Below are 18,764 nucleotides of genomic sequence, written 5' to 3' on the forward strand. Positions count from 1 at the left end.
CCGGTTTCCCGGATCCGCAACCCTGTAAAAGCAGCGAGATCAAGCATAACGGACAGTGGACGGAAATTACCAATTGGGCTCCCATGCGCCTGCCCGGCCCCGGCGGAACCCGAAAATTCGTGCCCCCGCCCCGGGACGGAACTGGGGCCGGATCCGGCCCGGCTGCGGCTGCGGAGTGAACTTTTGCAGGCGGCGGGCCGTTGTTGATTAAGGTCATTCACAGGGCTGCCCAGTAGTATCGGATGTAGGAGTGGCTGCCGCACGCGCGCACGCTCCTGAGATGTGAACTGCACGGCGGGTGAAGTTCCGGAACGGAAACTGCCCCGCAGCCGGGGGGAAAGGAGAAGAATCATGGGTCTGCTGGACAAAGTTGAACGCGGCATTGAAAAGGCTGTCCGGGGCGTCTTCTCCACCGGCTCCCGCGCACAGGTTGAGCCTGTGGAAATCGCCAGCAGGCTGCGCCGCGAGGTGGACCACAAGGCCCTCACGGTGTCGGCCGGCCGCACACTGGCACCCAACGTTTTCGACGTCCAGCTCAGTGAAGACGACTTCAAGAGGGCCCAGGAATGGGGCACCCCGCTGGCCGAAGAACTGTGCGATGTGGTGATCAACCACGTCCGCAGCCAGGGATACACGCTTCAGGGATCGGTGCGGATTTCCTTCCGCCGGGACACGCAGCTGCGCGCCGGCGACTTTGAAATCATCTCCACCACCGAAAAGACCCAGGGTTCCCCGGCAGGCGCCCCCGCACGCTCCAACGTGCCGGCAGCTCCCAGCCGCCAGCCGGTCCGGCTCCAGCCCGTCCTGGACATCGACGGGCAGCGCTACTCCCTCAACGCGCCGTCCATCGTGCTGGGCAGGTCCTCCGATGCCGACATCCATGTCGAGGACACCGGCGTTTCCCGCCGCCATCTGGAAATCCGTACGGCCAACGGCGTGACCAGCGCAGTGGATATGGGATCCACCAACGGCAGCTACGTCAACGGGCAGAAGGTGTCAGGGAGCACCGAGCTCACTGACGGCTCCACCATCACTATGGGACGGACAAAAATCATCTTCCGCCTACTGCCTGCCGGCCCTGGTGGCCGCGCATGAGCGACCTGACCATCACAGCCCTGCGCTTTGGCTTCCTCCTGCTCCTCTGGGTGCTGATTTTCAGCATCGTGTCAGCGATGCGACGGGACCTCATGGTGGGGCGCAAGGCGGCGTCCGGCGCTCCAACCCAACGAGAGGTCCGCAAAAACCCGGGCTTGGCGGAAGCCGCCCCGCAGCCGGTGAAGCAGCAGGCCCACCAGCTGGTTGTCATCGAGGGACCGCTGAAGGGAACCACCCTTCCGCTTGCCGCCAGCCCCATCCTCCTGGGACGGGCCCAGGAGGCCACGCTGGTCCTGGAGGACGACTACGCCTCCGGCCGCCACGCACGGCTGTTCCCCCAGGGCAGCCGCTGGTTCATCGAGGATCTCGGCTCAACGAACGGAACGTACCTGGCGGACCAGCAACTTACCCGTGCCCTGCCGGTTGAGCCAGGGGTACCCGTGAGAATCGGCAAGACGGTCATCGAATTGAGGCCATAGCCGTGGCCGCCACGCAATCCCCCGCAAACGGGCACCAGCCCCCGCAGCGGCCCCTCATCATGCGCTTCGCAGCGCGCTCCGACGTCGGCCGCATCCGCTCCAAGAATGACGACTCCGCCTACGCAGGCCGGCACCTCGCCGTCGTCGCGGACGGAATGGGCGGCCACGCAGGCGGCGACGTTGCCTCCGCCGCCACCGTCCTGGACATGATCCACCTGGACCGCGGCGGCTACCACGGTGACGCCGGCACGGTCCTTGCCGATGAAATCCAGACCGCGAATTCCCTGCTGTCCGAACTGGTGCACCAGAACCCCAAGCTCGCGGGAATGGGCACCACGGTCACGGCCCTCCTGCTGGCCGAGGGAAAGCTCCACTTCGCACATATTGGCGATTCCCGGGCCTACCGCTTGCGCGACGGCGAGTTCAAGCAAGTGAGCGTGGACCACACGTTCGTCCAGCGGCTCATCGACGAAGGCAGGCTCCGCCCGGAGGAGGCCGAGAGCCACCCGCACAAGAACGTCCTGATGCGGGTCCTGGGCGACGTCGACGCCAGTCCCGAACTTGATCTCGACACCCTGGACGTTCGGCCGGGCGACCGCTGGCTGCTCTGCTCCGACGGGCTCAACTATGTTGCGGGCCACGCCGTGGAGCGGACGGTGCGGGAGACCAAGGACCTCCGCGAGTGCGTGGAAACCCTGGTGGACCTGACCCTTGAAGCCGGTTCCCCGGACAACGTCACCGTGATCATGGTGGAAATCGTCGAAGAAACGCCCGACGACGTCAGTACGGTCGCCGTCGAAGTCATTCCTTCCACGAATGCCGCCTTGGCCGCTGCCGCGGCAGCGCGGAAGGACACCCCGCCGGAGGGCGGGAACGTCCCTGCCCGGGATGCCGGGGACCCTGGCTCCAAAGAAGCGGGGGGCGCGGGAGGTTCCACGGAGGCCGGCGGCGCTCCGTCCGTGCAGTCGGGCGCCACTGACCCGCACCTGGGCGAGCACTTGTCCGCGGAAGTCCTGCGGGAGGAGCTGGCGTCGCGGCCGCACGAACTTGTGGGTGCTGCCGCGGCGGCCGCCGAGTCCGGTTCCATCCCCACCATCGCGGGGCGAACTGTGGCGCGCAGGGCAGCAACCCTCCTCACCCACAGGGCCGAACAGCCCGGCAACGACGCCGAGGAAGCCCTCGTACCGCCCAAGCCGCGCCGGTGGGTCACCTGGGCCATCGCCGCATCGGTGCTGGTGGCGCTGACGGTGGGCCTGTGGCTGGGCTATGCCTGGACGCAGACCCGTTACTACGTGGGCGAGTTCGATTCACGGGTGGCCATCTACAACGGGGTTTCGCAGCGCCTGGGACCCATCGGACTGTCCAGCCTGGAGACCGTCACGGAGATCCGGATGGATTCCCTGCCACCATTTTCCCAGCAGCGGGTCCGCCAGACCGTTCCCGCCAACGACCTCTACGACGCCCAGCGCATCGTGAAGAACCTTGAGCTCACCGGGACCACGTCTCCCGAACAGGACTGCCCTGCGCCTTCTCCGTCCCCGGCAGCCTCCACCCTCGCCCCCGCGCCCACAGACTCCGCGGCCGCTGCACCGGCCCCGGACGCTTCTCCTGCGCCGACGTCCCCGTCACCCAGCCCCTCCGTCACCTGCGAGGCGGTCCAATGAGCCAGCTCAGCACCATGCCCAAACCGCGCCGCAACGTTGAACTCGCGCTGCTCCTGCTTGCCCTCGCCGTAGGCATCGGCGCCAACATGCTGGTGGGCATCGACCGGGAGAATGCGTTTGATTCCGACTTCTGGTTCCAGTCCGGCCTCCTGGCCGTCGCCGCCTTGGTCTTCCACGGAGTCCTTCGCCTCCGCGCAAAGTATGCCGATCCGGTAATACTTCCGCTCGTGGTCGCGCTGAACGGAATCGGCCTGGCCATGATCCACCGGCTGGATGCCCCCGGGGACGACACCGGCAACAACCAGCTCCGGTGGACACTCATCGCCATGGCCGTGGCCATCGGGGTGATCTGGTTCCTGAAGGACCACCGGATCCTCCGCCGGTTCACCTTCATTTCACTGGCTGCCAGCGCACTCCTCCTGATCCTGCCGCTTGTTCCGGGCATCACCGCCGGCGAGATCCTCGGCGCACGGGTCTGGATCCGCCTCGGTCCCATGACGTTCCAGCCCGGCGAGGTCGCGAAGATCACCCTGGCTATATTCTTCGCTGGTTATCTTTCCTCCAACCGGGACCTGATCCTGCTGGCGGGCCGCAAGGTGGGGCCGCTGCAGTTCCCGCGTTTCAAGGACATGGGCCCCATGATCACCGCGTGGCTGGTCAGCATCGGTGTGCTCATCTTCCAACGGGACCTGGGCTCCTCCATCCTCTTCTTCGGCCTGTTCATCGTGATGATCTACGTGGCCACCAGCCGGATCAGCTGGGTTGTCATAGGCCTGGCCCTCATCGCCGGCGGCGGGTTCGTGGCCGCCCAGGTGTTCTCCCACGTGCAGCTGCGCATCGATGGGTGGCTCAACGCCTTCACACCTGAGGTCTATGACCGGTTTCCCGGCGGAAGCCGGCAAATCATTCAAGGCCTCTTCGGCATGGCCAACGGCGGCCTGATGGGCACAGGACTGGGCCAAGGGCGCCCGGACCTGGTCCCCTTCGCGAACAGCGACATGATCATTGCTTCCCTGGGCGAGGAACTGGGGCTCATCGGCCTCTTCGCCGTCGTCCTGATGTACCTGCTGCTGTTCACCCGCGGTTTCCGGGCTGCCCTCGGCACCCGCGACGCCTTCGGAAAACTCCTGGCGTGCGGGCTGTCCTTCGCCGTGGCGCTGCAGTGCTTTGTGGTGATCGGGGGCGTGACCCGCCTGATCCCGCTGACGGGCCTCACCACGCCGTTCCTGGCGGCCGGCGGCTCGTCCCTGCTGGCCAACTGGATCATAGTTGGCCTGCTCCTGATGATTTCGCACACCGCGCGCGGCCCTGTGGACACTACTCCCTTGCCGCCTGGCAAAGGATCGGAAGCACCAGGCATTGATACTCCTACCGAGGCGGTGAAGCACCTGTGAACCAGGCAATACGGCATTCATGGGTGGCGGCCATCGCCATGTTCGCACTCATCTTTGGAGCCATCAGCTACGTCCAGGTGATCGGGGCCGACGAACTCAAGGCCAACCCCTGGAACCAGCGCGCCGTCCTGCAAAGCTTCTGCAATGACCGTGGCGCCGTCATTGTGGGTGGATCCCCCGTGGCCGAGTCCGTGGAAACCGGCTCGGAGACCTGCGCCTTCCAGCGCACGTACCCGCAGCCGGAAGCCTACGCAGGGATCACGGGGTACTTCTCGCAGAACTTCGGCGCCACCGGCCTGGAGCAGTCCATGGGAGCGGAGCTTGCCGGCAACTCGGACCAGCTCTTCCTGGACCGGGTGGGTCAGCTGTTCCTCGGGAACCAGCCCAAGGGCGCATCGGTAGAGCTCACCATCGACCCCGAAATCCAGCAGCTGGCCTACAGCCTGATCCCGGACGGGCAACGTGGCTCCATCGTGGTCACCAACCCCAAGACCGGAGACATCCTGGCCATGGTGTCCAAGCCGTCCTATGATCCGAACCTGGTGGCCACCCAGGACCTCGCCGCGGCCGATGCCAGCATGAATGAACTGATCAAGGTGCCCGGGATCAACCTGAACCCGAATGTCAGTGGACCCACCGGGGAACTGCTGGCCCCCGGCTCCGTGTTCAAGCTGGTGGATACCGCAGCTGCCCTGGCATCCGGGAAGTACAACAAGGACAGCGAGCTCCCCAACCCTGCGGAACTGCCCTTCGAGGGCATCCAGTACCGCCTGCCCAACTACGCAGGCGGCAACTGCTACACCCGGGACACAGCCAGTTTCGCCTTCGCGCTCCAGCAGTCCTGCAACACCCCCTTCGCGAGCATCGCCCTGGACCTTGGCCGTGACGCCATTGCCGAACAGGCAGCGAAGTTCGGGTTCGGCCAGGACATGGGCGATCAGCTCAAGCTGGACTACGCCAGCGAAAACACCTTCCCGGATGACCTCGACGGCCCCGGCCTGGCGCAGTCCGTCATCGGGCAGAAGGACGTCAGGGCTACGCCATTGCAGGTGGCACTGATGACCGCCGCAATCGCGAACGACGGCGTCCAGATGCAGCCCACCCTCATCAAGACCCTGCGCTCCCCGGACCTCCGCGTGATTGATGAACCTCAGCCGAAGCAGTTGCGGACCTCCACCACCCCGGACATCGCCAACCAGATCACGGAGTGGATGGTGAGTGCGGTCAGCGAGGGCATCGCCAACCGGGCGGCTGTTCCCGGCGTCCAGGTGGCAGGAAAGACCGGAACCGCCGAGCTGGGCAACGGAGCGAACAACTCCTGGTTCACCGGCTTTGCCCCCGCAAACAACCCGCAGGTGGGTGTCACGATCGTCATGGAAGGCGTGGACATCACCACCGGAGCACAGCTAACCAGTCCGAACGCGAAGAGAATTTTTGAGGCGGTGTTGAATAAGTGAGGCCTACAACCGGAATCACCCTCGGCGGGCGGTTCCAGCTGACCACGCGGATCGCGATTGGTGGCATGGGTGAAGTGTGGAAGGCGAAAGACCTCGTCCTGGGCCGCATCGTCGCGATCAAGGTGCTGAAAGAGGAGTACACGGGCGATCCCGGGTTCCTTCAGCGTTTCCGTGCCGAGGCCCGCCACACAGCACTCCTGAACCACGTGGGCATCGCCAACGTCTTTGACTACGGCGAGGAGGAAGGTTCCGCCTACCTGGTCATGGAGCTGGTCCCCGGCCAGCCGCTGAGCAGCATCATCGAACATGAGCAGGTCCTCTCACCGGACCGTACGCTGTCCATCATCGCGCAGACCGCCCGCGCCCTCTCCGTTGCGCACGCGCAGGGCCTGGTGCACCGCGACGTGAAGCCAGGCAACCTCCTGATCACCCCTGACGGACGGGTCAAAGTCACCGACTTCGGCATTGCCCGCCTCGCCAACCAGGTGCCGCTCACCCAGACTGGCCAGGTGATGGGCACGGCGCAGTACCTGGCACCCGAGCAGGCCACGGGCCAGACAGCCACCGGTTCGTCGGACATCTACGCGCTGGGTGTCATCGGCTATGAGTGCCTGACCGGCCACCGCCCCTTCTCCGGCGAATCCCAGATTGCGATTGCCCTCGCCCAGGTCAATGACGCTCCGCCGCCCCTGCCGGAATCACTGCCCACCCCGGTACGCGCCCTCCTGATGTCCATGCTGGCCAAGGACCCCAAGGACCGTCCGGAGAACGCCATCAAGCTGGCCGAAGCAGCAGAGGCCATCCGCAACGGTGACATCAGCGCAGCCCGCGCAGCCGTCCCGGGAATGCTCCTCTTCGACGCTGACACTGGCCCCATCACGGCTCCGGTAGACACTGCGACGGCGCCGACCGGCGTCATTGGCGCACAGCGGGATGATTCACCAAACCGGACTTCAGCTTTGCCGGTGGTTGGCGCGGGTGCGGCGGGTGCAGCCGCTGGAGCGGCGGCCGGCGCTGCGGGGGCAGCCGCCGACGCCGACGCCCCCCAGGGGACGTTGGCCAGGGCCAACGCCCTCGCCGCGGAGCGCAAGTGGGTTCCGGAAGAGGCAACGTACGACGACGATCCCGCCGATGAGCCCCAGCGCAAGGGCCGCAGTCCCTGGACGTGGCCGCTCATCGCCCTGATCCTGCTGCTGCTGTTCGCGCTGGTGGGGTTCTTCCTCAGCCAGCGGGGAATCCTTTTCCCCTCCGAGGACCCCACGTCCGCGGTGACTACAAGCAGCGTGGCACCGAGCAGCGCAAGCCCCACCAGGACAAGCCAGTCCGCCACCCCCACGCAGACCCGCTCGACGCCGACGCCGACCTCCGAGCCCACCCAGGAACTGGTCAACGTGATACCGGCCGCCTACCTGGGCAAGGACTACCGGCAGGTGCAGGCAGACCTCGCCGCATTGGGCCTCGCCGTTACGGTTGTTCCGCAGGAGAGGACCGCCGATGCCCCTGGACGTGTCCTGGAACTGAACCCCACGGGGGCCGTTCCGGAGGGCACTGCCATCACCGTCGTTTACGCCGTGGCGCCCGAACCAGAGCCCACAACATCTGCCCCAGCTCCGGCTCCCACCGCAGCACCCACCACCTCGTCGGTGGCGGCGCCCGCCCTGGAGTCTCCCCTGCCCGATTGCACGGACGGCCAGCAGCCGGGTACGCCCCCAACCTGCAACCAGTAGCCGCCAGGACATCCCATGAATGAGTCACCGCGAACCCCCTTGCACCGTGAGGACAGCCTCCCGGTGGATAATCGCCGCGTCCTGAGTGGCCGCTACGAACTGGGCGGCCTGATCGGGCGCGGTGGCATGGCAGACGTGTACCGCGGCGTGGACACCCGGTTGGGGCGGACGGTGGCCATCAAGCTGCTGCGCCCGGACCTTGCGCGTGATCCGCAGTTCCAGGCCAGGTTCAAGCGCGAAGCACAGGCTGTGGCCGCCCTGAACCACTCTTCCATCGTCGCCATCTACGACACAGGCGAGCACCTCGTCCACGATGGCTCCGAGGACGTCCGCGTGCCGTACATCGTGATGGAATTCGTGGAGGGGAAAACCCTCCGCGAACTCATCCGCGGCCACGACGTCACCATTGGCCAGGCCATCGACTACTGCATGGGCGTCCTGGGTGCGCTCGAATACAGCCATAAGGCCGGGATTGTCCACCGGGACATCAAACCGGCCAATGTGATGTACTGCGAAAGCACCAACTCGGTGAAGGTGATGGATTTCGGGATAGCCCGCGCCATCGCGGATTCTTCGGCCACCATGACCCAAACCCAGGCCGTGGTGGGCACTGCCCAGTACCTGTCTCCCGAACAGGCCCGCGGTGAGGCCGTAGACGCGCGGAGCGACCTCTACTCCGCTGCCTGCCTGCTGTACGAGATGCTCACGTCCCGTCCGCCGTTCGTCGGCGACAGCCCCGTTTCGGTGGCCTACCAGCATGTCCGCGAAATAGCGGAGCCGGCGAGCACCCTCAATCCGGAGGTCACTCCGGCCCTGGACAGCGTGCTGGCAAAGGCCCTGCAAAAGAACCGGGACGACAGGTTCCAGGATGCGGCGGCCTTCCGCCGTGCCCTGCGCGCTGCCCGGTCGGGGGTGCCGGTTCCTGCCGTACCGGCCTCCGAAGCCCCGACGGACCCCAACGACCACGTCCCGGCCCCATCTGCTCCGGCCACCGAAGCGTTCGGAGTCACAGGGGCGGGCTTCCTGGACGATGCTCCTACCGGCAGGCTGGCCGCAACGCATGCGTCCTCCGGTGACCGCGGGGCCGGTTTCCCCCTGGCAGCCGGCATGGATGACCGGACCCAGGCGGAGGCGCTGCCGCTTGGCCTCCCTCCGGAACGTGAGCCGAGCCCCCGGCAGAAGTCCCGCCGTCGTGCATGGATTGCCACCCTGGTGGTCTTCACCCTGCTCGTCCTGGCCGGCGGTGCGCTGTGGCTGTACAGCACCGTCAACCGGCCGGCCCCGGAGATTCCGAAAGTCCAGATCCCGGTGGTCGCTGCCATGACAGAATCGGCGGCGCTGCAGGAACTGTACAACGCCGACCTCAAGCCAAGGATTGTCCGGTCGCAGCACGATACCGTTCCCAAGGGCACGGCTATCGGCACCGAACCGGAGTCCGGCGCGTCCATGGATCCGGGGGCGGAGGTGGTCCTGAACATTTCTGAGGGCCCCAGCGCCGTGATGATCCCCGAAAGCCTCCCGGGGAAGACGGAAGCGGCAGCCAGGGATATCCTGCGCCAAAGCGGACTGGTTGGTGCCCCTTCCACCACCACGGCCAACAGCGCCACGGTTCCTGCCGGAATTGTCATCACCACCACCCCCGCGCCGGGCCAGATGGTCGGGGTGGGAACCAGCGTCGAACTGATTGTGTCCACGGGCAAGGTTGCGCTGCCGGAACTGCGGGGACGCACCCGCGAAGAGGCTGAAGCAGCGCTCAAGGAGCTGGGCCTGGTCCCTGCGGTGATCGAGGTGGAGAACGCCCAGGTGGAGGCAGGAAGGGTGACGGACCAAAGCGATCCGGTCAACGCCACAGTGGAGCAGGGCAAGACCGTCACGATCGTGGTGGCCAAAGCTCCGCCGCCGCCCCCGCCGAGCCCCGAGCCGACAGCGACGCCGACACCCAAGCCGACCCCCACTGACAAGGATGACGACTGAGCGGGTCAGCCTGCAGGTCAGTGCTGGATCAGCGGACTCAGTTTGGCTGCCCGGGCTGCTGCGCCCTTCATCCCCAGCGACTCCAGCCAGTTCCCCAGCATCTGGTAGCCGCCTTCGGTCAGCACGGACTCCGGGTGGAACTGCACGCCGCACAGCGGCGCCGTCCGGTGCTGGAGTCCCATCACCACCCCTGTTGCGGTCTCGGCGGTGATCTCAAGGACGTCAGGAATCGATTCGCGGACGGCTGCCAGCGAGTGGTAGCGGGTAGCGGTAACGGGGGAGGGGAGCCCGGCGAAGACGCTCGTGCCGATGTGCTGTACCAGGGACGTTTTGCCGTGCATCAGCTCCGGGGCGTGCGTGACCTTCCCGCCGAAGGCCTCCGCCAGGGCCTGGTGCCCCAGGCACACACCGAACATCGGCACGCTGTTCTCGCCGCACCACTTGATCAGTTCAATGCATACCCCGGCTTCCGCGGGGTTGCCGGGACCGGGTGAGATGAGCACACCGTCCCGGGTGCCGGCCAGTTCAATGGCCTCCGCCAGTGTGACGTCGTCATTGCGGACAACCGTGGTCTCGGCGCCGAGTTCCTGGAGGTAGCCCACCAGGGTGTAGACGAAGCTGTCGTAGTTATCCACCACGAGGATTTTGGTTGTGGTCATGGCTGGCTTGCTGAACCAATCGTTGAGTCGGTGAATTGGGTGTATTCGGACATCCAGGGAAAAAGGAACTGAACCATCAATACCAGTGCGGCAGCGATGAGCACCAATGAGGTGACGATCCGCAGCCACAGGGGCCCGGGAAGATTCCGGAAGATCCAGCCGTACATGCTCAGCCCTTTCCGATCGCCGCAGCCACCTGGTCCGCGATTTCGGCGGGAGGACCTGCCGAGGCGGGGCGCCAACTGTCCAGGAGCGAGTAGGCAATAATGCGTTCTTCGGCCCCGAAGCGGGGGTTGCAGCTTGTCATGGTCAGGTATCTTTCGGTGGGGACGGTCCCCGGAAGTGTCGGCACCGGTTCCAGGACGTCGGTACGCGATGGCATCACGATGTGGTTGTTGCGGAAGACATAGACGTAATAGCCGTCCTTGGTCTGGACGTAGATCTTGTCCCCGGGAACCAGGGTGTGGATGTTGTCCAGGACTGCGCCGTGGGTCTGGCGGTGCCCGGCAACGGCGAAATTGCCAACTGCTCCCGGCATGGCGGTGGTGCCGTAGTGTCCCAGCCCCAGGGTGTCCAGCACATCGCTGGTGGTGCCCTCCACGATGGGGCGGGTGTAATTCGCGCCGAACCGCGGGATGTACATGATGCCGATAGTGCCGGCGTGGCCGGGTGCGGCGGACACCACTGGCTCGCCGAAGTCCTCCCCGGTGGGAACCGCAGAAGCGTCCGGGGCGGCTGGTCCGGCCGGGGCAGCGCCGCCAAGATCCTGCGCGAATTCCTTGATCACTTCGCTCTGTCTGGCGTCCGATTCGACGTTGGTCCACCACAGCTGCCACGCAACGAACAACAGGAGGATGATGCCGGCGGTGATGAGCAGTTCGCCAACCACCTGGACTGCTCCACGCAGAATTACGACGCCGGCAGGCGCCGCAGCGGCTCGCCCCGCCTTCTCCTGCAACACCACGCGTTCTCCTTGGGGCGGTTCCATCGGGCACCGGCGGCCCATGAACTACGGCTAGAATTGGCTGCTAGTAAGAATCCAGATTTGACCAAGCAAGTATTTGATCAAGATCGCGCAGACCGCTGGCAATTTCCTTCTTGCAGGATACCAAGCCCGGAACGCCGAGCTTGCCTCAGCCCGCCAAGGAGAGCCAGTGCCCGAGTCAAAGCCACGCAAGAAGACTGCCAGCACCGCCCCGCAGGCTTCTTCCCAGACGTACAAGCCGAACGCAGTGTGGTTCAAGCCCGTGATGTTCGGACTGATGATCATCGGCCTTTTCTGGATCATCACGTTCTACATCAGCGAAGGACGCTTTCCCGTCCAGGCATGGGAGTCGTGGAACATCGTGGCCGGTTTCGGTATCGCCATCATTGGGTTCCTGATGACCACCCGCTGGCGCTCATAGGTTATTTCCCGGACGGCCGGACCTTAGCCCCTAGGGAAACGCATGCCCCCTGACGATCACGGTGTCCTGTTGGGCGGAGACGGCCTGGCCCGCCCGGCGTGGGCGTCCTCGGACCCGTTGCTGCGGGACTACTACGACCATGAATGGGGCATGCCCATCAGGGATGAGCATGGCCTCTACGAACGCATCTGCCTGGAAGGTTTCCAGGCAGGGCTTTCCTGGGCCACCATCCTGCGCAAGCGCCCCGCGTTCCGGACAGCTTTTGCCGGCTTCAACCCCGACGCCGTTGCACAGTTCACGGAGGCCGACGTCGAGCGGCTGTTGCAGGACGCCGGCATTGTCCGGAACAGGCTGAAGATACGTGCCGCGGTGACCAATGCCCACGCGACTCTTTCGTTGCGGCAGGACGGCGGCCTGGTGGACTTTGTGTGGCAGTTCCAGCCCGAAGCAACGCCCCGCCCCCGGACCCACACGGACATCCCCACCCAGACGGCGGAATCCATAGCCCTCTCCAAGGCCCTCCGGAAGAAGGGCTTCGCCTTCGTGGGCCCCACCACCATGTTCGCCCTTATGGAAGCCATCGGAATGGTGGACACCCATCTGGTGGGAAGCCACCGGCGGGGATCCTCCGGGGTTTGGCCGGACGCAGGCTAGGCGGAAGCACCCCTGGCAGGCCCGCCCGATCTACTGCGCCAACGGCGGCCGCATGACACCAGGGCCCGCGCGCTTTCCCCAGCTGTTGGGAACCTTATCCACAGCCATCCGCCCATCGGAAGACGTTCAACGTGCCGATCCGCGCCGCGACGGCGGCACGCGCTAATCCTGCACCCCGGACGCAGTTATTAACAGTGTGGAATACCTGTGGATAACGGACGGGGACAGACCCGGCAGGCTTAGCGCTCCTTGCGGACCGGGTGGTGGCTGGTGATCGACACCCGGTTGAAGGCATTCATGGCAATGGCCAGCCAACTGACCACGGAGAATTCCTCCTCCGTCAGGTGTTCCCTGGCATAGGCTTCCTCCTGCTCCTGTGAGCCGTGGCCGGGGAGGGACGTGATGCTCTCGGCCAGTGCCAGGGCGGCACGCTCCTTTTCGGTAAACAGTGCGGTGTCCCGCCAGGCCGGCAGTACGGCCAGCCGCTGCGGAGACTCTCCTGCCTGGACCGCATCCCTGACATGGAGGTCCAGGCAGTAGGCACAGCCGTTAAGCTGCGAGATCCGCACGTGCAGGAGTTCCATGGTCCTGGGCTCCATTCCCGCTTCCTGCGCCGCTTCCTTGACCTTGAGCCCCAGGCCATTGAGTGCGCGCCACACGGCGGGGTGCTGCTTGTCGAGGAAGATGTGCTTTGTGGTCGCAGTCATGGACCCTCCTGTCGGAAAACGGACGTAAGCCAAGGGTAGGCGCCCGGTGCTTATCCACTTACCAACATGCCGATACCCACAAGTTATCCACAGTTGTGGATACCGGCGGAGTAAAACTGGGCCGCCGAGGCCTGCACACTGCAATGCGGGCCCGTCTACAGATGTGAACTACAGCGTTGTTGTTTATTAACAGTGTGAATAACGGTGTTGATAGTTCCGTTCTGAACAGCGGCCCGGGCCCCTTGGGGAAAAATTTTCCCGGAGTTATCCACAGAACCTCATTCTGCGGCCGGTTTGTCCACTTAAACACACCCATATCCCCAGACGTTATCCACAACTGTGGAGAAAAATAGGCCTGTTCTGGGGAAAACGGCCCCAATTCAGCGGTCTGGGAGGGTCTTCACGATGAACTACATGCCTGTAAGTTACCAACATTGTGGATAAGGGCTGTGGAAAACAAAAACCCCGCCGTCCTCGGGACGGCGGCGTTTCTTGTGCGTGCTGTGGGTATCGGCTGCCCGAACCTGGTCCTAGAGGGAAATCCGTATCCAGCTGAGGGCAATGAGCAGCAAGAGGACTCCGGTCAGTCCTGCCGCCTGGAGGAGCCGCTGCCGCGGACCGCGCGGAGTGTAGGCCAGGACCGCGGCGCAGAGGCCGCCGGTGATAAGTCCCCCCAAGTGCGCCTGCCAGGCGATCTGGGGAATGATGAACCCGATCACCCCGTTGATCGCGATGAGGACCCACAATTGCCGGGTGTCACCGCCACGGTGGCGCTGCACCAGCAGCATGGCCCCGAAGAGGCCAAAGATGGCACCCGAAGCACCGACCACTCCGTACAGCGGTTGACCAGGTGTATAGAGCGGAGTCAGCAGAAGGTAGCCGACAGAGCCACCCAGCGCTGACAACAGGTACAACGCCAGGAACCGGATACGGCCCAGGAGCGGTTCAAGGGCCTGGCCGAAAATCCACAGCATGTACATGTTCAGCGCGATGTGGAGGATAAACCCCTGTGAGTGCAGGAATGCGGCCGAGAGCATCCGCCACGGTTCGAATTCCCCGTATTGGGGCTCCGCGTAGTAGTTGGCGAAGCCGAGGCTCTGGTAGATGCCATCGTTGGGCACCAGCCACTGCAGGACATACATCACACCGCACAGGGCGATGATCCCGAACGTCACCCGTGGCTTGCCGGCAGCTACGGCGCCGCCATAGACGGTCCGAACCTCCGGCGTCGTACGTTTTGTTTCGTTGACGCAGTCAACACACTGGAATCCGACGGCGGCCGCCCGCTGGCAGTCGGGGCAGGCCGGTCGTCCGCAGCGCTGGCAGCGGACGTAGGAGGGCCGGTCCGGGTGCCGTGGGCACACCGGAACCTGGGCGGACGGCTCAGCCGCCGGAATTCCGTAGCTCATGGTGCGGTATTACAGCTGTTCGATGTCGATGCTGTTGATGGTGACATCCTCCACCGGACGGTCGCCCATGCCGGTGCGCACGCCCTCGATGGCGTCAACAACCTTCTTGGAGTCGTCGTCTGCCACCTCACCGAAGATGGTGTGCTTGCCCTGCAGCCAGTCTGTGGGGATGGTGGTGATGAAGAACTGCGAGCCATTGGTGCCCTTGCCCATCCGGATGCCGGCGTTGGCCATGGCCAGCTTGTAGGGCTGGTTGAAGCCCAGTTCGGGGTGGATCTCGTCGTCGAACTGGTAGCCCGGACCGCCCGTGCCGCGGCCCAGCGGATCGCCGGCCTGGATCATGAAGTCCTTGATGATGCGGTGGAAGATGGTGCCGTTGTACAGGGGCGTACCGCTCTTGTCTTCGCCGGTCTCCGGGTGGGTCCATGCCTGCTCACCCGTGGCGAGGCCAACGAAGTTCTTGACCGTCTTGGGGGCGTGGTTGCCGAAAAGGTTGACGACGATGTCGCCGAGGCTGGTGTGAATGGTTGCTTTTGCTGTTGCGATGGCAGTCATAGGCCCTATTCTTCCACGGCGGCCCTGGGAGCGAACGGCTGCCGCCGCAGTTCCGCGCTGGGTGAAATCCTCCTAAAATCCGCTGGGGGAATAGCAGGTGAACACCAAGCCACGTAGGCTAACCACAGAACCGTCACATTAATCGGGAGGTAGTTGTGAAGAAGTCGGACCGTATTGCCCGTGACCTTGAACTGTCAGTCACCAGCGCAGTGGAGAATGCCAAGGATTGGGCAACCCCCCGTGTGGAAGCAGCCATTGACCGCCTCCAGCATGGCCTGGACACCGCATCTCCGAAAGTCCAGGAAGGCCTGAAGTCCGCGGCCCACAACCTGGCCGACGGTGTTGCAACGGTGACCCCGCGCATCCAGGACGGCCTGGCCCAGCTCGCTCCGAGGATCAACGACGCTGTGGACAACGCGTCGCCCCGCCTGCACGAGGCCCTGGACAAAGCAACCCCGGTGATCCTCAACGCCCGTGACCGCGTGGTTGTGGAATACCTGCCTCGACTTTCGGACCAGATCGGTTCTGCCTCCGACGCCGTGCACCGCACGCTGGAGAATACGCCTGCACGGGTGGATGCCGTCGCCCACAAACTCGGTGACGTGGGCATCATCCACGCCATCCAGGAACAGGCGCAGGCCACCGGTACCCAGCTGAAGGCCGCAGCAACCGAAGCCGGCCGCACCGTGGGAATCCAGCTTGCACAGCCGGAACCCCCCAAGAAGAAGCGCGGCTGGCTGGTTTTCGGTGTGATCGCTGCTGCGGTTGCAGCCGGCGTCGCGGCCTGGAAGGCTTCCAAGCCGGTCGAAGACCCCTGGAAGACCCCGTCACCGGTAACACCCACGCCTGCACCCGTACCCGCCACCACGGTGAACGAGGTCCAGGAGTCACCGGTAGCCACGGCATCTCCGGCAGCCGCCGAGGCCGGCACCACCGCCGACAAGGCTGAAGAAACCGGCGAGAAGGCCAAGCACGTGGCCGAGGAAGCCGCTGACAGCACGGCGAAGGCCGCCACGGACGCGAAGACCGCCACCAAGAACATCGCTTCCAACATCGGCAACGGTGACAAGGGCGCATCACAGTCCTGACCCAACAAGCACCCGGTCCTCGGTGGGCCGGAACAGCAGCCGGAAAGGGCCTCGCCGCAGGGCGGGGCCCTTTTCCCGTCTCCGATGGTTCCGGTGTTTCGGAGGCGGGGAGCCGTTCGGTGCTAGATTTGAACCGATGTCAGCCGAACAATCCTCTGGGGATGCCTTGAACGACGCAGCAGACCTGCCCCGCGTGTCCATTGTCATCCCGGCGTACAACGAGGAGAGCGTCATCCGGCAGTGCCTCATAGCTGCCATCTACCAGTCCGTACCGGCCCACGAGATCGTGGTGGTGGACAACCTGTCCAAGGACCGCACGGCCCACATTGTGCAACAGATGCAGCTCGAGTACCCGGAGACCCCCATCGTCCTGCTCAGCCAGGACAGGGAACAGGGGCTTATCCCTACCCGGAACTTCGGGCTGGACCATGCCACCGGGGATGTCCTGGGCAGGATCGACGCCGATTCGGTGGTTGAGCCGGACTGGGTGGAGCAGGTGCAGAAAGCGTTCCTCGACCACTCCGTCCAGGCAGCCACGGGCCCGGTGGTGTACTACGACATGCCAATGCGCCGCTTTGGGCTCAAGGCAGACGACAAGATGCGCCAGCTCATGTTGAAGCTGGCCAAGCACCAATACCATTTCCTCTTCGGCTCCAACATGGCGCTGCGTTCCACCGCGTGGGAAACCATCCGGGCCGAAACCTGTCGGGATGAAAAGGATGAGATGCATGAGGACATCGACCTGTCCCTGCACCTGGCCGAGAACGATCTGAAGATCCAGTACTGCCCCCAGATGGTGTCCGGGATGTCTGCCCGCAGGCTTGAGGATTCACCGCGGGACTACCGCTATTACGTCACCCGCTTCGACCGGACCTACAAGGCCCACAACGTCAAGAAGATGGCTCTGAAGGCCCCCATGGTGGTGTTCTTCTCCGTGTACTTCCCGGCCAAGCTCCTGCGGGCCATCCACACCGTCAATACCGCCCAGCCTGTGCGCCGCGGCGGTCAGTAGGGGGCACGCAGTGCGCCGGCATCAGTCGGTTCCCAGCTCCGCGAGTGGCCGGTCCGACGGCGGTTCGTTCCGCCCGTTTGCCGCTGGCCTTCCGCGGCGCGCGGCTTTGCCCGACCGCTGGCCCAGCACCACAACGGCGAGACCCGCCAGGATAAGCCCCAGGCCGGCGTAGGTACCGGCGGGAAGTGTTTCGTGGAGGAATACCGCGGCAAGAAGCGCAGCTCCCGGGATCTCCAGGAGGATGATCATGGAGACCAGGAGAGGACTCATGGTGGCCAGCAGATGGTTGAACGCGGTATGCCCCACCAGCTGTGCACAGACCGTGATGGCCAGGATCCCCAGCCAGCCTGCGGCTTCAAAGCCCACCAGGGGCTGCCTGCCAGAGAGCGCCAGTACGGCAACCAGGGCTGCGCACATTCCGTAGCAGAGCGTGGTGTAGGTGCCCGTTGTCATGCTCTGCCGGGCTTTTCCCCCGGCCAGAGTGTAGAGGCCGGCCAACGCCCCGCCGGCGACGGCCAGCAGGTCACCCAGCAGGGCATCCGGTGAAGAGCCCATGTCGAATCCGGTGATGGCAACAACGCCGCCAAAAGCGATGCCGAGGCCGGCCAGCACCTGCCACCGGTGGCGGGTCCCGCGGAAGAGCTGGAACACGGCTATCCAGGCTGACTGCAGGCATACCAGTGCCGTGGCCGCGGCAACGGAGGTGAGCTGCAGGGAGGTGATGAAGCAGGCGAAGTGCAGTGCCAGCGCGACGGCGGCCAGCAGGCACCAGCGGAACTCCCGTTGGGTGATCCTGCCGAACTGCCGGGGCTCCCGGATGAGGGTGGGAGAGGCCATCACGGCCGCGCCGATGGCGTTGCGCCAGAAGGCAATGGCCAGGGCACTCACGGTGGTGGCCCCGAGGGTGGCAGCAATCAAGGGGCCGGACGAGGCGACGCCCAGTACGCCGACGGCTGCGAGAAAGAAGTTCACTGCACTACCCTAATGCGCGGCCGGGACCCGATGGCTGCGGGGTTCCGGTGACAAAGCAAAAGTCCCGGCCGGCGTTTCCGCTGACCGGGACTTTCTTATGGTGGAGGCACGGGGACTCGAACCCCGAACCCCCTGCTTGCAAAGCAGGTGCGCTACCAATTGCGCCATGCCCCCATAAGAAGCAACCCGTCAATCATACCCTAGAACCAGGGAGCCGTTGACCAGCTCCGTTCCGGGCGCCGGGGCTAGTCCACCGTGTCGGTTGACTTGCTCCAGACATCTTTCCGGGCCTCGGATTCCTGTGCTTTCCGGTAGAGCAGGACGCCTGCGATTGCCGCTGCCAATACAAGCAACTTCTTCACATGCTCCCCGTTCCGGTCCGGCTGCGGGTTACGCAATCCAAACCTACACTTGAACCTGCACAGGTTCCGTGGGCGTACCAGGACTTGAACCTGGGACCTCTTCGTTATCAGCGAAGCGCTCTAACCGCCTGAGCTATACGCCCCGATGCC

The 18,764-nt window shown here is 64.8% G+C and carries 18 protein-coding genes and 2 tRNA genes; 11 read left to right on the top strand and 9 right to left on the bottom strand.

Features of this window, described 5'->3' with window-relative positions:
* Positions 1-351 precede the first annotated feature (351 nt).
* From IEX43_RS09905 to pknB, 7 genes are read left to right on the top strand one after another with little or no spacing between them, the layout of a single operon-like run.
* Positions 352-1,095, top strand: coding sequence for an FhaA domain-containing protein (locus IEX43_RS09905; RefSeq protein ID WP_188810611.1), 744 nt, complete (start codon positions 352-354; stop codon positions 1,093-1,095).
* Entirely contained in the window at positions 1,092-1,574 is a 483-nt protein-coding gene (locus IEX43_RS09910; protein WP_104186625.1) for an FHA domain-containing protein FhaB/FipA, read from the top strand. The genes IEX43_RS09905 and IEX43_RS09910 overlap by 4 nt, the downstream gene beginning before the upstream one ends.
* 2 nt (positions 1,575-1,576) lie before the next feature.
* The gene (locus IEX43_RS09915) at positions 1,577-3,238 is read left to right on the top strand and encodes a PP2C family protein-serine/threonine phosphatase (RefSeq protein WP_229666400.1); all 1,662 of its coding nucleotides are present in this window, start codon (positions 1,577-1,579) and stop codon (positions 3,236-3,238) included.
* A complete protein-coding gene (locus IEX43_RS09920) occupies positions 3,235-4,632 on the top strand; it encodes an FtsW/RodA/SpoVE family cell cycle protein (RefSeq protein WP_188810613.1) in 1,398 nt (465 codons plus the stop codon). Before IEX43_RS09915 ends, IEX43_RS09920 begins: the two co-directional genes overlap by 4 nt.
* On the top strand, positions 4,629-6,089 hold the full coding sequence (locus IEX43_RS09925) for a peptidoglycan D,D-transpeptidase FtsI family protein (protein WP_188810615.1): 1,461 nt from the start codon (positions 4,629-4,631) through the stop codon (positions 6,087-6,089). Before IEX43_RS09920 ends, IEX43_RS09925 begins: the two co-directional genes overlap by 4 nt.
* Positions 6,086-7,816 carry a protein kinase domain-containing protein gene (locus IEX43_RS09930; RefSeq protein ID WP_188810617.1) on the top strand — a complete coding sequence of 577 codons (1,731 nt, stop codon included), beginning with the start codon at positions 6,086-6,088 and terminating at the stop codon, positions 7,814-7,816. The genes IEX43_RS09925 and IEX43_RS09930 overlap by 4 nt, the downstream gene beginning before the upstream one ends.
* A 15-nt stretch (positions 7,817-7,831) precedes the next feature.
* Positions 7,832-9,790 (top strand): Stk1 family PASTA domain-containing Ser/Thr kinase, encoded by a 1,959-nt coding sequence (gene pknB / locus IEX43_RS09935; RefSeq protein WP_188810618.1) that lies wholly within the window; start codon positions 7,832-7,834, stop codon positions 9,788-9,790.
* Between the two features lie 17 nt (positions 9,791-9,807).
* On the opposite strand, the gene IEX43_RS09940 is transcribed toward pknB, so the two are convergent.
* Together IEX43_RS09940 and IEX43_RS09945 are read right to left on the bottom strand one after the other, a co-directional pair.
* Positions 9,808-10,449: an anthranilate synthase component II gene (locus IEX43_RS09940; RefSeq protein WP_104186637.1), complete on the bottom strand. Its 642-nt coding sequence runs from the start codon at positions 10,447-10,449 to the stop codon at positions 9,808-9,810.
* A 169-nt stretch (positions 10,450-10,618) separates the two neighbouring features.
* The gene (locus tag IEX43_RS09945; protein WP_188810620.1) at positions 10,619-11,413 is read right to left on the bottom strand and encodes a class E sortase; all 795 of its coding nucleotides are present in this window, start codon (positions 11,411-11,413) and stop codon (positions 10,619-10,621) included.
* A 190-nt stretch (positions 11,414-11,603) separates the two neighbouring features.
* On the opposite strand from IEX43_RS09945, the gene IEX43_RS09950 reads away from it, so the two are divergent.
* Positions 11,604-11,855, top strand: a complete 252-nt coding sequence (locus tag IEX43_RS09950) for a cell division protein CrgA (RefSeq protein ID WP_059319430.1) — start codon at positions 11,604-11,606, stop codon at positions 11,853-11,855.
* 42 nt (positions 11,856-11,897) lie between these two features.
* Complete coding sequence (locus tag IEX43_RS09955; protein WP_188810622.1) at positions 11,898-12,509, top strand: DNA-3-methyladenine glycosylase I; 612 nt, start codon at positions 11,898-11,900, stop codon at positions 12,507-12,509.
* A gap of 239 nt (positions 12,510-12,748) precedes the next feature.
* On the opposite strand, the gene IEX43_RS09960 is transcribed toward IEX43_RS09955, so the two are convergent.
* From IEX43_RS09960 to IEX43_RS09970, 3 genes are all read right to left on the bottom strand, one after another.
* Complete coding sequence (locus tag IEX43_RS09960) at positions 12,749-13,216, bottom strand: carboxymuconolactone decarboxylase family protein (RefSeq protein WP_188810624.1); 468 nt, start codon at positions 13,214-13,216, stop codon at positions 12,749-12,751.
* Between the two features lie 530 nt (positions 13,217-13,746).
* Complete coding sequence (locus tag IEX43_RS09965) at positions 13,747-14,625, bottom strand: rhomboid family intramembrane serine protease (RefSeq protein ID WP_188810626.1); 879 nt, start codon at positions 14,623-14,625, stop codon at positions 13,747-13,749.
* A gap of 9 nt (positions 14,626-14,634) precedes the next feature.
* Positions 14,635-15,180, bottom strand: coding sequence for a peptidylprolyl isomerase (locus IEX43_RS09970; RefSeq protein WP_104186651.1), 546 nt, complete (start codon positions 15,178-15,180; stop codon positions 14,635-14,637).
* Positions 15,181-15,335: 155 nt separating this feature from the next.
* Here IEX43_RS09970 and IEX43_RS09975 point away from each other — a divergent pair, with 155 nt between their 5' ends.
* Together IEX43_RS09975 and IEX43_RS09980 are read left to right on the top strand one after the other, a co-directional pair.
* Positions 15,336-16,268: a hypothetical protein gene (locus tag IEX43_RS09975; RefSeq protein ID WP_188810628.1), complete on the top strand. Its 933-nt coding sequence runs from the start codon at positions 15,336-15,338 to the stop codon at positions 16,266-16,268.
* Between the two features lie 136 nt (positions 16,269-16,404).
* Positions 16,405-17,280: a glycosyltransferase family 2 protein gene (locus IEX43_RS09980; protein WP_188810630.1), complete on the top strand. Its 876-nt coding sequence runs from the start codon at positions 16,405-16,407 to the stop codon at positions 17,278-17,280.
* Between the two features lie 21 nt (positions 17,281-17,301).
* Here the strand turns inward: IEX43_RS09980 and IEX43_RS09985 are convergent, their stop codons facing one another.
* The 4 genes from IEX43_RS09985 to IEX43_RS09995 all read right to left on the bottom strand — a co-directional run bounded on the left by IEX43_RS09985 (position 17,302) and on the right by IEX43_RS09995 (position 18,757).
* Complete coding sequence (locus IEX43_RS09985; RefSeq protein ID WP_188810632.1) at positions 17,302-18,252, bottom strand: DMT family transporter; 951 nt, start codon at positions 18,250-18,252, stop codon at positions 17,302-17,304.
* A 98-nt stretch (positions 18,253-18,350) separates the two neighbouring features.
* A tRNA-Ala gene (locus tag IEX43_RS09990) sits at positions 18,351-18,426 on the bottom strand.
* Positions 18,427-18,497: 71 nt separating this feature from the next.
* On the bottom strand, positions 18,498-18,614 hold the full coding sequence (locus tag IEX43_RS20270; protein ID WP_216636647.1) for a DLW-39 family protein: 117 nt from the start codon (positions 18,612-18,614) through the stop codon (positions 18,498-18,500).
* Between the two features lie 69 nt (positions 18,615-18,683).
* Positions 18,684-18,757: transfer RNA gene (locus IEX43_RS09995), tRNA-Ile, on the bottom strand.
* Positions 18,758-18,764 lie beyond the last annotated feature (7 nt).

It is taken from the genome of Pseudarthrobacter polychromogenes (assembly GCF_014644495.1).
GTDB lineage: Bacteria > Actinomycetota > Actinomycetes > Actinomycetales > Micrococcaceae > Arthrobacter > Arthrobacter polychromogenes.